At 31.1% G+C, this 13,342-nt stretch carries 12 protein-coding genes; all 12 read right to left on the bottom strand.

The window, feature by feature from the left end; all coding sequences use genetic code 11:
* Window positions 1-21 precede the first annotated feature (21 nt).
* The 12 genes from KQH81_RS12435 to KQH81_RS12490 all read right to left on the bottom strand — a co-directional run bounded on the left by KQH81_RS12435 (window position 22) and on the right by KQH81_RS12490 (window position 13,337).
* Window positions 22-825 carry an ABC transporter permease gene (locus tag KQH81_RS12435; RefSeq protein ID WP_230028351.1) on the bottom strand — a complete coding sequence of 268 codons (804 nt, stop codon included), beginning with the start codon at window positions 823-825 and terminating at the stop codon, window positions 22-24.
* Window positions 819-1,520, bottom strand: coding sequence for an ABC transporter ATP-binding protein (locus KQH81_RS12440; protein ID WP_027639182.1), 702 nt, complete (start codon window positions 1,518-1,520; stop codon window positions 819-821). Before KQH81_RS12440 ends, KQH81_RS12435 begins: the two co-directional genes overlap by 7 nt.
* Window positions 1,520-1,888 carry a GntR family transcriptional regulator gene (locus KQH81_RS12445; RefSeq protein ID WP_027639183.1) on the bottom strand — a complete coding sequence of 123 codons (369 nt, stop codon included), beginning with the start codon at window positions 1,886-1,888 and terminating at the stop codon, window positions 1,520-1,522. The genes KQH81_RS12440 and KQH81_RS12445 overlap by 1 nt, the downstream gene beginning before the upstream one ends.
* A gap of 150 nt (window positions 1,889-2,038) precedes the next feature.
* Window positions 2,039-3,076 (bottom strand): galactose ABC transporter substrate-binding protein, encoded by a 1,038-nt coding sequence (locus tag KQH81_RS12450; RefSeq protein ID WP_027639184.1) that lies wholly within the window; start codon window positions 3,074-3,076, stop codon window positions 2,039-2,041.
* Between the two features lie 19 nt (window positions 3,077-3,095).
* Window positions 3,096-4,076 carry a substrate-binding domain-containing protein gene (locus tag KQH81_RS12455; RefSeq protein WP_230028352.1) on the bottom strand — a complete coding sequence of 327 codons (981 nt, stop codon included), beginning with the start codon at window positions 4,074-4,076 and terminating at the stop codon, window positions 3,096-3,098.
* A 3-nt stretch (window positions 4,077-4,079) separates the two neighbouring features.
* Window positions 4,080-5,870 carry a sensor histidine kinase gene (locus tag KQH81_RS12460; protein ID WP_230029287.1) on the bottom strand — a complete coding sequence of 597 codons (1,791 nt, stop codon included), beginning with the start codon at window positions 5,868-5,870 and terminating at the stop codon, window positions 4,080-4,082.
* A 10-nt stretch (window positions 5,871-5,880) separates the two neighbouring features.
* Entirely contained in the window at window positions 5,881-7,476 is a 1,596-nt protein-coding gene (locus KQH81_RS12465; RefSeq protein ID WP_230028353.1) for a response regulator, read from the bottom strand.
* A 367-nt stretch (window positions 7,477-7,843) separates the two neighbouring features.
* Window positions 7,844-8,560: a hypothetical protein gene (locus KQH81_RS12470; protein WP_230028354.1), complete on the bottom strand. Its 717-nt coding sequence runs from the start codon at window positions 8,558-8,560 to the stop codon at window positions 7,844-7,846.
* 205 nt (window positions 8,561-8,765) lie between these two features.
* Window positions 8,766-10,004: a galactose/methyl galactoside ABC transporter permease MglC gene (gene mglC / locus KQH81_RS12475; RefSeq protein WP_027639189.1), complete on the bottom strand. Its 1,239-nt coding sequence runs from the start codon at window positions 10,002-10,004 to the stop codon at window positions 8,766-8,768.
* A 43-nt stretch (window positions 10,005-10,047) separates the two neighbouring features.
* Entirely contained in the window at window positions 10,048-11,547 is a 1,500-nt protein-coding gene (locus tag KQH81_RS12480; RefSeq protein ID WP_027639190.1) for a sugar ABC transporter ATP-binding protein, read from the bottom strand.
* Between the two features lie 74 nt (window positions 11,548-11,621).
* Complete coding sequence (locus KQH81_RS12485) at window positions 11,622-12,677, bottom strand: galactose ABC transporter substrate-binding protein (RefSeq protein ID WP_027639191.1); 1,056 nt, start codon at window positions 12,675-12,677, stop codon at window positions 11,622-11,624.
* Between the two features lie 252 nt (window positions 12,678-12,929).
* Window positions 12,930-13,337 (bottom strand): hypothetical protein, encoded by a 408-nt coding sequence (locus KQH81_RS12490; protein WP_230028356.1) that lies wholly within the window; start codon window positions 13,335-13,337, stop codon window positions 12,930-12,932.
* Window positions 13,338-13,342 lie beyond the last annotated feature (5 nt).

Below are 13,342 nucleotides of genomic sequence, written 5' to 3' on the forward strand. Positions count from 1 at the left end.
AAATAACCATGGATTTTTATTTTATTCTAAATTAAGTTTTCTAGTTAATATATAATGACTTATAATAAAATATGCCACTGAATATATAGTTACTGATACTATTGCGAAAAGGAATATAAAGTGGAAATGTGTAGTTGTAATACCCTCTATTCTTAGGTTTTCACAACTATTTATTATTGGATTAAAAGCAAAGGTTGTTATTATTTCTGATACTGTAGTTAAACCTATAAATGCTCCAAATGAAGCTAATATCTTCGCTTTAGCAAATAAATTTCCTATAGATAATGAAGCGTATATTATTAGTATTGAAGAAACTAGTCCAGATATCATCATTAATATTATTTCTATACTAAAGAATATAACATTGCTTCCTGAATATCTGTAAGCTTCTTTAAAAAATTCAGATATAAAATCCCAAGATACAGAGAACATATCTTTTTGATAAGCTAAAATCAATATAGAAAGCATAGCCATAATTACGCTTAATATCATCCATATTGAAGCTGTTAAAAGCTTACTCATTATATTCTGCCATGGCTTAACTGGCAATGTATTCATAAGATATCCTTCATCTCCTAAAAGATTTGTTCGATATCTTTGAATTATTACAAATAGTGTAACTATAAATATAGATACCATTATAACAACATATATTATCATAGTGGTAACTTTAATAAAAGTTCCAAAAGTACTACTTGAATCTATAGCTGACATATCTCCCATAAACAATTTATTTATAATCGCAAAAATCATAAGTGCTACATATAATGGGACTAATAATCTTCCTGTAGCTTTAAATTCATATTTCATCAATTTTCCTAACATCTAAATACCTCCCTAAACAGTTCATCAACACTCTTGCCTTCTTCCTCTCTTATATCATCAACGCTCTTAGTAAGGTAAATCTCTCCATATGATATAAATATAACATCATCTAGAACCTTTTCTATATCTGATATAAGGTGAGTTGAAATCACTATAGTAGAGTTTTCATTGTAGTTAGTTATAATAGTGTTTAATATATAATCTCTCGCTGCTGGGTCAACACCTGCTATTGGCTCGTCTAAAAAATACAAATCCGCTTCTCTGCTCATAACTAATATCAATTGAACTTTTTCCTTTGTACCTTTTGACATAGTCTTTAATTTATCATTTGCATTAATCTTTAATTTTCCAAGCATATCATAAGCTTTTTCTGAGTTAAAATCTTCATAAAAGTCTGAGAAAAATTTTATTATATCGGAAACTCTCATCCAGTTATTTAAGTAGGTTCTCTCTGGAAGATATGAAACTATCTTTTTAGTTTCAACTCCTGGCTTCATACCCTTTATAAGTATTTCTCCATTAGTTGGTGTTAAAAGTCCGTTGGCAAGTTTTATTAAGGTACTTTTTCCACTTCCATTTGGTCCAAGAAGTCCGACTATTCTTCCTTTTTTTATAGTAAGATCTATCCCATCTAAAGCTTTTTTATTACCATAATCTTTTGTAAGACCTTTACATTCTAGTATTACGTCACTCATTACTCCATCTCCTTCATTACCTGTTCTAATACCTTTAACGTTCTGTCTTTCTCAAAACCTATCTTCTGCATCTTCTTTAAAAATTCCTTTATTTCATTCTTGGCTAGATTTTCCTGCATATCTTTTATCATATCAATATCCTCCGTTATAAATCTACCACTTGTTCTTACACTATAAACTAAATTAATTCTCTCAAGCTCTGTTAAAGCTTTCTGCATAGTATTTGGATTTACCGCTGCCTCAGCTGCCAAATCTCTAACTGATGGAAGCTTTTCTCCTGACTTATATTCACCTGATACTATCTTAAGTGTTATCTGATCCATCAGTTGAGTATAAATTGGTCTGTCATTTTTTAATTCCCATGACATAATCTCAACTCCTTAATTTGTATTATTGTAATGTTGTATTAATACCTTAATACAATAATACTACCTTAATATTTTTATGTCAATATCATTTTCATAAAATATAAAATAAAAACAGCAATGGATTTCTAATCATTCATTGCTGTTATATATCTACTTTAAATTTTCCTTAGTAAACTTTTCATGAGGTATATCTATATACTTGCCACTTCTAAGTCCATATATAGAAGTAATTGACCCTCTAGTTATTATATCATAAGCTGAATCTATTATGGCTTGTGCCTGTTTTACATAGTTATTTATTACTGTTCCTTCCATGTTTCCTTCTTCTATCTCTTTTATCGCCTCTGGAATTCCGTCTATACCAACTACTAAAGGCCTTTTATTTTTTTCTATTTTTGCATCCTTTAAGGCTGCTATAGCTCCAAGAGCCATTGCATCATTATTGCAAAATACAACTTCTATATCAGTACCATATTCATTTATCCACTTTGCCATTTTAGAATTTCCTTGTGAACTCTGCCAGTTTGCGGTTTCATCTGCAAGCTTTTGAAGTTCTATGCCACTTTCATTTACAGTTTTTATACAATACTCTGTTCTAAGAAGAGTATCTTGATGTTCTTGCTCACCTTCTAGCATAACATATTGAACTTTCCCATCCCCATTCTTGTCAACATAACTTTTATCTTTTTTATATGCATCAACTATTATCTCTCCTTGAATCTCCCCTGACTGCTTAGCTAAACCGCCTACATAATAAGATTTATTCCAAAGATACATATCTTCTTCTACAGGCTCTCTATTAAAGAATATTAGAGGTATATCAGCTTTTCTGCATTTTTCAACAATTACAGCAGCTTCTGTTCTATCTACCATATTTACGCAAATAGCATCATACCCCTGTTTTATAAATTTATCTACTTGATTACTTTGCTCAAGAGAACTTCCATTAGCATATAATACATTTACATTTATTTCGCAGTTCTCATCAAAACTTTTAGTCTTAGCGTATTCCTCTACACTTTTAGCTACATTTGATATAAACATATCATCTTGTTTATAGAAAGTAACTCCTATTTTCATATCTTTTGTTGGTTTTATACTCTGATTTTTAAATTCACATGAAGTAAAAACTCCTGTCATAGATATAATAGATATTCCTAAAAGAATTTTGTTATACCATCTTCCCATCCACACATTTCCTCCTGGTTTATTTTACAAAAGAAAATAATAATCTTTGATTTTCCTTAGAGTACATGTTGTCGCTATTTATAACAGTAGACCTTATAATACTATCATCAACTTTTCTGTCAGAAACTTTATCTACAGCATTTTTCACTCCCAAATATCCTATATTAAATTCATTTTCGGTTGCAATAGCTGTAATCTGCCTGTTTTCTAATAAGGAAATTATTTTACTATCACTTCCTGCTCCGTAAAGCTTTATACTACACTCTGCTTCACTACCTTCTGCATTTAATGAACGTTTGGCTTCACCTATGTTTTGAAGAATGTAACTATCAAAAACTACTATAGAATCTACGCTGTTGTATTGAAGGAATCTCTTTGCTTGACTATAATATTTTTCAGTTTCTTCATCACTCATATTCCAATATAAAAGAGTATTATTTGATTTATCCATTGTGTCAATAAATCCATCATATCTTTCTTTTATACTGCTGCAATCAAGTCCATTTTTCACTACCACTACCTTTTCATCTTTTACTTGGTGATTTAAAATTTCTCTAGCCAAATCTACTCCTAGTGCATAATTGTCACAGCTTACTTTATTTATTTTATTCTTGATATTTATATCAGAATCAATAAGGACTACAGGTTTATCCTTGTTGACTTTTTCAATAGTCTCACTTAATTCTTCGTAACTTGCCGGATCAATTAATATTGCATCTGATTCATTTGAAATTTCCTTTTTTATATTTTCTATCTGCTCTTCTACATTATTTTCTTTAGATAATGATATGAATTTTATATTGGCATTAACCTCTGATGCTGCTTGTTCAGCACCACTTTTCATTATTCTTCTGCTTTCATTCATTTTCCCTCGTGTTATTATTGAAATGTTATATACTTTATTTTCATTATCAGAAAAAATGCTATCTTTCAAAATAAGTACCATGAACATCAACCCTAGCAATAATATATATACTATGGCCTTCTTCTTTTTTTTCATAAACTAAATCTCCTTATTTTGAATCTCTTCATATTTCACACATGGCATATGAATGCTTATAGTCGTGCCTTCATCCGGTTCACTATAAATTTTTAGTCCGTAATCATCTCCACAATAAAGTTTTATTCTAGCATTTACATTTTTAAGCCCTGTCCCAGAACCTTTTTTTGTAGATTTCAGCTCCTTAAGTAAAAGCTCATCCGCTACCTCCTGCTCCATTCCGAGACCATTATCCTTAACATCTATATATAAATCACCATCTTTTATATATGCTAAAATCACAATTTCTCCGTCACCTTCCATAAATTCCATACCATGATATATAGCATTCTCTATAAGAGGTTGTACAATTAGCTTTATGCTCATTAGGTCAAGTACCTCATCCTGTACTTCAAATCTATATTCAAATTTATTTTTGTATCTTATACTTTGAATCTTTAAATAATTTTCTGCATGCTCTATTTCTGATTTTACAGTGATTATATTTTTCCCTTTGCTCAAACTTATTCTAAATAATTTTGCAAGAGCTGTAACCATATTTATAGCACCTTCATAATTCCCATTCTCAATCATCCAAATTATAGAATCTAATGTATTATATAAAAAGTGAGGATTTATCTGTGCTTGAAGTGCATTAAGCTCACTTTTTCTTTTTCCTTCCTGCTCTTTTACTATATTGTCCATAAGTGAATGAAGCTGGTAAACCATAGATTGAATTGCATTTCCTAGGTGAGTTATTTCGTAGGAACCACTTATGGATATCTGAATGTCTTTCGCACCGTTTTCAAGCTTTCTAACCGAATTTTCTAGTTCCGTTATAGGATTTGTTATACGCATAGCTACAAATTTATTTATTAAAATAAGTATTATTATGGCAAAGGTCATTATTACTATGACAAATACTTTCATCTGATTATAATCAGATGTTATATCTCTCATAGGAGTTACACATACAATCTTCCATCCTGTGTATCCCATAGTTTTTACCGTTATTACTCTCTGCTGTCCTTGAAACACCTCATTATGATTTCCATCTTCTAGATTTGCATGTTTTAAATTGTTCTCTTCAATAAGATTGCTATATATAAGCTGCTGCCTTGGGTGATATATAATCTCTCCATTTTTATGAACAAGATAAGTGTAAGAAGATTTTCTAAGAGTAACATTTTTAAAAATCTGTTCTATAGCTCTGAAATTCATGTCTACAACAAGAACCCCTCTTCTAACTTTTCCGTTGTAAGTGAGTTCAACCTGCCTGCTAAGAGATACTACCCAATGATATTCATAGTTAGGATCAAAAAACAGATTTTCTATATGAGGTGTTGAAAAGTGTACATTTTCCCCTTCTTCTATAGCTTTTTTAAACCACTCACTACCTGCTGGATTTGCCGTTTTCTTAAGCTGTCCTAAAGGTGAGGACGCTACCAGTTCCCCGTCCTCCAAAAATACACATATACTTACTATAGAATCTTTATTTGTGTCATATAATAAATTCAGTTCATTTTCTATACTGTCTTTGTCAAAATCAGCTCTCTTTATTACGCTGTAATAAACTGAATTTGATATTTTTTTCATATTCCTTACATAGCTGTCTAGGTTTATATTTACTTGGTCTAATATAGCTATATTGTTTTGAGCTACAGTCTCCTTATTTGATGTTATATACCTTATGTATAATGTAATACCAACACTAAACATACCTATTACAGATATAAGTGTAAATGAAATTGCTATCATCTGTTGTATACTTATTTTTTTATATTTTTTGATAATAACCCCCATAACTTTACTCATTGTTTTCAGCTCAATTCTTTCTATATTTAGAAGGAGAAACTCCAAATTTCTTTTTAAATACATAGCTAAAGTAATTTGCTTCTTCATAACCTATTTTATTTGCTATGATGTAAGTCTTATCTGCAGTAGTATTTAAAAGTTTCACAGCTTCCTCAAGCCTAATTTCAGTAAGAAAATTAACAAAATTCATGTTCGTTTCCTTTTTAAATATAGTAGAAAAATATGTAGGACTTACGTGTATGCTATCACATAACTTATCCACTGAAATGTCATGGTCCATATAGTGTTTTCTTATATATTCTTTTGCATTTGCCACAATAAGAGATGAAGACCTCATTCTATTTTTTTTAATTCCATTGTTTATAGCTATAGCTTTATCTACAAACCACTCTTTTATCTTATCTATAGAATTAATCTTTTCTAGATATTTATAAAAATTGAATTCTTCACCAAAAATATCATTTAAATCTAAATTATATATCTGAACCAGCTTTAGCATAGCTGTCATTATTTCCATAAAATAAATTCTATATTGATTAAAAGGAAGTACAATACTTTCAATATCTTTAAATAGTTCATCTATTACATTTCTTATCTCTTCTTTTGAAGACACTTTAACTGCATTTAGTAGTTCTCTTTCCTTATTTTCATCCAACTGAAGATTGATTGAAGTTGTATGCTCCACATCATTTATATATATGGCATGTCCACTTCCTAAAACTACACTATATTCCAAAGCATCCTCTGCAGTTCTATATGATCTGTAAAGTTTAGATGGATTTAGTGCTATATCTCCAATTCCAGCTGCAATATTTCTATTCATTATTCTGTGGAATATTTTGCATACTTCATTTAATCCGTTTATTACTTTGTTTATATCGCTCTTATTATCAAAATTTGCTATTACCACAACTTTGTCCACATATAAAAGGCTTACGAATCTACAAAATTTATTCATGTTTTCATCAACGATTTTCTTAATCGATATTAGAATAAGAGATTTCTCCTTAATAAAATCCTCATCACTTCTATCTTCATCATCCAATTTAATCAATCCTACAGCAAGGTGTTTACTTTGAAATTCTACACACAGCTTTTTCAGCTCTATGTTCCAGTCATCTGATTTTACACGTCCCTCTATAGCTCCTATGAAAAATTGTTCTCTAATCATAGGCAGACTTTCTAAGTAGTACTGTTTTAATATATCTATATTTCTTTTTTCATCATATTCTTTGTCTAGTCGTACTTTTAGATTTCTTAAAACCTCTGCAAGCTGAGCTGAATTTATAGGTTTCAATAAGTATTCGATTACATTTATCTTTATAGCTTGCTTTGCATATTCAAAATCATCATAACCCGAGAATACTATTATTTTTGTTGATGGGAGTATTTCTACCAGCTTATTTCCCAATTCTAGCCCATCCATAAATGGCATTCTTATATCTGTCATTATTACATCTGGTTCCAGCTTTTCTGCTTTTTCTAAAGCTTCTTGTCCATTTTCTGCATCCCCTACCACTACAAAGTCAAAAGATTTCCAGTCCATTTTTTTTATTATTCCAAGCCTTACTTCTTCTTCGTCATCCACTATCATGATCTTATACATGGGCTATCCTCCTAAATGTAGTAATCGTTTTAAACATATCTATAAACAATTATACCATTATTATACTTTTATGTATATTTTAATCCATACTATTAACAATTTCATCTTTAACACCCTTTATTTATTATTTTATTAATATTAATAGATTTAAAAGTTTTATCAATTAGTCTGTACCTATGCTAAAATCACAAAAAGGAATCAGCTATCTGTCATATTGACAAACCGATTCCTTTTAAAATTCTATAACACCTGTTCTATCCTTTTATGATACCAGACTTTTTTTCTCTTTTTCTTACTTTCATGTTTATAATCTTCAGTTCGCACTTATTAATTTCAAAACTTTAATAAATTGGGGTATACGAAAATTTTACCATCCCATTTTCTCTTTATACTCATTCCAAGACATCATATCTTCTAAATTAATTGTACGACTAAAATCTTTTCCATCAACAGTTAAAATAACCTCTATTTCACCAATGACTTCTTCTATAGGAACTTCAGCTACGTAATGAATATCTCTCACTACTTTTGGTTTTATTAAAGCATTCTTTTCTAAATCAGAACCATCAACACTTTCTACCAAAGAAAAACAGGTATACTCATTATTGTTGAGTTTTATCCTTGCATCAATTATGTCATTTATCAATTTAGCTTTATAACCAGAATTTGTCATAGCTAACGTTACATCTATATAAATATTACCTTGAGTTTTTACATCATAGCATGAACTGCTTCCAGTAATAATTGAAGGCTCAATTCTTGATGTAACATAAATTTCACCTAAAATAAATTGACAAACCCCATTTACTGTATTACCTTCCCCCGCCATAACAATCTCATTTTTAATATCAGTTTCAGGAGTTCCTTTTCTATTAACATTCTCAGAATTTTCTTTTCTATTAATATTCTCAGAACTTACTTGTTCAATAACAATCCCAGAACTTTCTTTTCCATTAATATTCTCAGAACTTACTTGTTCAGTATCATTCCCAGAACTTTCTTTCTTACTCTCTCCACCACAAGCTACCACAAATAGAGATATAGTAACAACCAATAAAATGGCGAAGAACTTCTTCATTTTCATTTAGTCATTCCCTTCATTAAATTATAATTAATATCAATGAATATCATTATCGATTAATTATAACATATTTTAGAACCTCAGTACATTGCTACAACATCTGCATTAGTAAATTTATCACTATGAAAATCTAACATTATATTAAAACATAAACTATTTATAAAATCAGCCTTAAGGATTATATAATCCTTAAGGCTGATTTGAAAGTTTATTTTCTCTTATACTTTGTCATATCTATAGCAACCGCTACAGCTATAATTACACCTTTTATAACCTGCTGCCACATTGGACTTACAGCTATAAATTGTAATCCATACTGAATTACGGTGAATATCAGAACTCCTGATACTATTCCGCTTACTTTACCTACGCCTCCATTTAGAGAAACACCTCCAACAACACAGGCGGCTATAGCATCCAATTCATACCCAGCTCCATATTGGTTAGTAGCTCCTGCAGTTCTTGCTGCTTCAAGAATACCTCCTACCCCATATAAAAATGAAGCAAAGATAAATATTCCCATTATAGTTGCAAATACATTTACACCTGAAACAACTGCTGCTTCACGGTTCCCGCCTATAGCATAAACATTCTTTCCAAACACAGTTTTGTTTAATATAAACCAAACTAAAACTACAAAAACTAATGCTATAGGAACAAGTATCGATATTCCTGGAAATTCCCCAATTTCAAGTAATTTCTTTTGACCTAAGGCAATAAAGTCTGGTCTTATTCCTCCTATTGGCTGTGATCTATTTGGTTCCATATCAAAATATAGAGAACATGCACCATATACCATAACTTGCACAGCTAATGTTGCAATAAATGGATGCATATCATATCTAGCTACCAAGAAACCATTAAGTGCTCCAAATAGTACACAGGCAAGTATTGCTGCAACTATAGGAAGTATCAATGCTATTTGGGGCATATCTGGGAAAAATCTATTAGCATAGTCTGCTGTCTGAAGCATTGATGTTGAGATTACTGCAGATAGTCCAACTAAACGTCCAGCTGACAAGTCAGTACCTGCAATAAGCAATGTAAAACATATTCCTAAAGCAACTATCATTTTTGTTGATGATTGAGTCAATATATCAAGCATTACTTTATATTGCATAAACCGTGGCTGAATTATCATTATAACCACAACAAGCATTAATAAAGCTAATATTATTGCGTTATTAGTTAAAAATCTTTTTGCTGTTTTAGCAGAAATTTCAACTGGAACTCCTTCATTTTTCTTGCTATACGTCTGCTTTGCTCCATAAATTATAGAAGCAACAGCTACGGCTCCTACATAAAGATATAAATCAAAAAATACGTTAGGATCTAATATAAATTTTAATGCTACAGCCAATACTAAAAGTACTAAGCCTATGATAAGGAATCTCTTTCCAAAATCCTTACGGGAAATTATCTTTCCACCACTCGCACAAGTTTCCATACATATCACTCACTTTCCATGATAATTTCAATTTATATACCTATTACATAAATGCTGTTGCGTAATTCATAACCTTAACCTGGTCTGCCTCTTCTTGATTTAAAAATCCTGTAAGCCGTCCTTCACACATAACCATTATTCTATCTGACATACCTAACAGTTCAGGCATTTCCGAGGAAATCATGATAATTGATTTACCCTTTTTGATTAGCTCATGCATTATAGTATATATTTCAAATTTAGCTCCTACATCTATACCTCTTGTAGGCTCGTCCAATATAAGAATTTCTGGGTCTGTAAGTAACCAACGTGCTATAAGCACCTTTTGCTGGTTTCCTCCCGAAAGATTTTCCATAAGTTCACTTTGACTTGGCGTCTTAGTTTTAAGTCCCTTATTTGTTTCTACTGAAGCTTTATATCTTTCAGAGTCATTAAGTACTCCTAAAGTGGAGTACTTTTTCTGATTTGCTATAACAGTATTGTCAAGTACAGATAATATACCAAATATTCCACTTGCTCTTCTTTCTTCAGTTAAAAGTGCAAAACCTTGTTTTTTAGCATCATTAACACATTTTATTTTTATTTCTTTTCCATCTTTTTCGATATTCCCACTTTGAATTGTACGAAGTCCAAATATAGCTTCAACAAGTTCCGTTCTTTGGGCTCCAACAAGCCCGCCTATTCCTAATATCTCTCCTTTATGCAATTCAAAACTTATATTCTGAAATGATTTAGGATTATCTGAGCACAAATTATTTACTTTTAGAACAATTTCTTTACCTGCCACATAATCTTTTATTGGAAATCTATTAGTTAAGTCTCTTCCTACCATACGATTTATGATAAGATCTGTAGTCAATTCTTTAGCATCCCATGTACCTACATTTTTTCCATCTCTCATAATAGTAACTTCATCAGATATCTTTAAAATTTCTTCCATCTTATGAGAAATATATATAACCGCACATCCTCTTTCTTTAAGAGTTTTTATTATTTTAAATAAATGATATGTTTCATTATCAGTAAGAGATGATGTTGGTTCATCCATAATTATTATTTTTGAATTATAACTAATTGCCTTAGCTATTTCTACCAATTGAAGATTAGATGCTGAAAGACTTCCAGCAAGCGATTCTGGATTTATATTGAGTTCAATCTCATCAAATAAATCCTTTGTTTTCTTTATCATAGCCTTTTTATCAACTACTATACCCTTCATTGGGAATCTACCAAGCCAAATATTTTCCATAACAGGACGAAACTTTATTGGATGTAGCTCTTGATGTATCATTGATATACCTAGGTCTAATGCCTGTTTAGATGTTGTAATCTTTCTTTTTTCACCATCTAATATAATTTCACCATCGTCTTCATCATAAACTCCAAATAAACACTTCATCAATGTGGATTTTCCTGCTCCATTCTCACCCATAAGTGCATGAACTGTTCCCTTGCGAACTTTTAATGAAACATCGTCTAAAGCTTTAACCCCTGGGAATGTCTTTGTTATATGGTTCATTTCCAGTACAAATTCTTCACCCATCCACAAAATCTCCTTTTCTTAAAGATAAGGATGGGAAATCCAAAGATTCCACATCCTTTTAAAATTCATACTAATTATTTCATGAAGTCCTTATAGTTATCTACAGTAACCTTTACATAAGGAATCCATACATATTTCCCATCAGTTACATCATAACCAATTGTGTCTTTATTTATTTCTTTTCCTTTAGCAGCTGCTGCAGCTATAGCAACTGTAGCTTTACCTTGGTTATCGGCATCATTTAAAACTGTTCCTAATAAAGAGCCTTCCTTCATAGCTTGTAATGCTGGAGCTGTAGCATCAACACCTACAACTGGTATATACTTTGCAGCATCTCCCTTGTTGTATCCTTCAGCTTTTAAGGCTTCTATTGCACCTAATGCCATGTCATCATTATTGCAGATAACTGCTTCTATCTTGTCTAATCCTTGTCCAGTTATGAATGCTTTCATTAAGTCAGTAGCTTTTGCTTTATCCCACATTGCTGTATCAGCAGCAAGTTTTTCTGTTCTAAAACCATTTTCTTCTATAGCTTTGATTGAATATTCTGTACGCAAAGTTGCGTCTTGGTGTCCTGGTTCTCCTTGTAACATTACATATTGGATAACTCCATCACCATTTTTGTCTGCTCCCTTATTTGCCTTAAAGTAATCAGATATTATCTCTCCAGATAATTTTCCAGACTCCTCTGCCTTTGCTCCAACGTACCAAACTTTATCATAGCTATCCATATCAGCTTTCTCTGGCTCACGATTTAAAAATACTATTGGAAGTTTCTTGTCTTTAGCCTTTTTAATAATTGGAGCTGCTGCTGTTCTATCAACTGGGTTGATTGCCAAAGCATTTACTCCCTTTGTGATAAATGTATCAACTTGCTCATTTTGAGTTGGCTGCTTATTTTGTGAGTCAACTAGTTCAAGAGTAACACCTTGTTTATCTGCTTCTCCTTGCATAGCATTACGAACTCCTGTCATAAATGTATCATCAAATTTGTATATAGCAGAACCTATTAAAACTTTTGAACCTGAATCCCCTGATTTCTTACTATCACTGTTTCCACAGCCTGCCATCATAGCAGTTACTGCAGTTACTGATAATGCAATTGCTAATAACTTTTTAACTTTTTTCATTTTCATTCCCCCATCTTAATAACTTTTTATCCAGATTAAGTTAACGTTTACATATATTAATAATATTATGTTTCCCATTTATTTTCCATATAATATTCTACGAAAAATCTTCAAAATTCTTAGAAGTTTTATATAATATATATTGATTTAGAAATATATATTATATAAAACTCCCTTGATTATTCTTTATCTTTAAGCTGTTAATAAACACAAAAATGGACTATTGATTAATCCAATAGTCCATTTTTTATATTATGCTCCAATTTTTTCTGCTTCTTCTTCTATATCCTTTAATCTTTCGTATATAGCCTCACATCTATATTCTGCATAGGCTAAGTCTCCAGCATACTTTTTGAATTCATCTTTGCTAAATTTTGTAATGCTGTCTTTCAGGTCAAATTTAGCTTCTTCTAAGGCGTCATAAAAGCCTGCAGGATCTGGCCCCCATCCCCTCATGCATATATCGAATACTGAGCTTATTTTAGTTAATGGATATTCAGCCTTACCTTCAAAAACATCATCAACTGCTATAGCTCTTCCATTCTCCTTTATATTGATTTCATTAAATAGATCCTCTGATAATATATCCACCTCATCAAACTCTTTGATTAAACTTACAGCCTCTTCAGCTAAATTCTTAAGTTTTTCTTTGGTTTCCATGATAA

Source organism: Clostridium cadaveris (assembly GCF_020911725.1).
GTDB classification, from domain to species: Bacteria; Bacillota; Clostridia; order Clostridiales; family Clostridiaceae; genus Clostridium_X; species Clostridium_X cadaveris.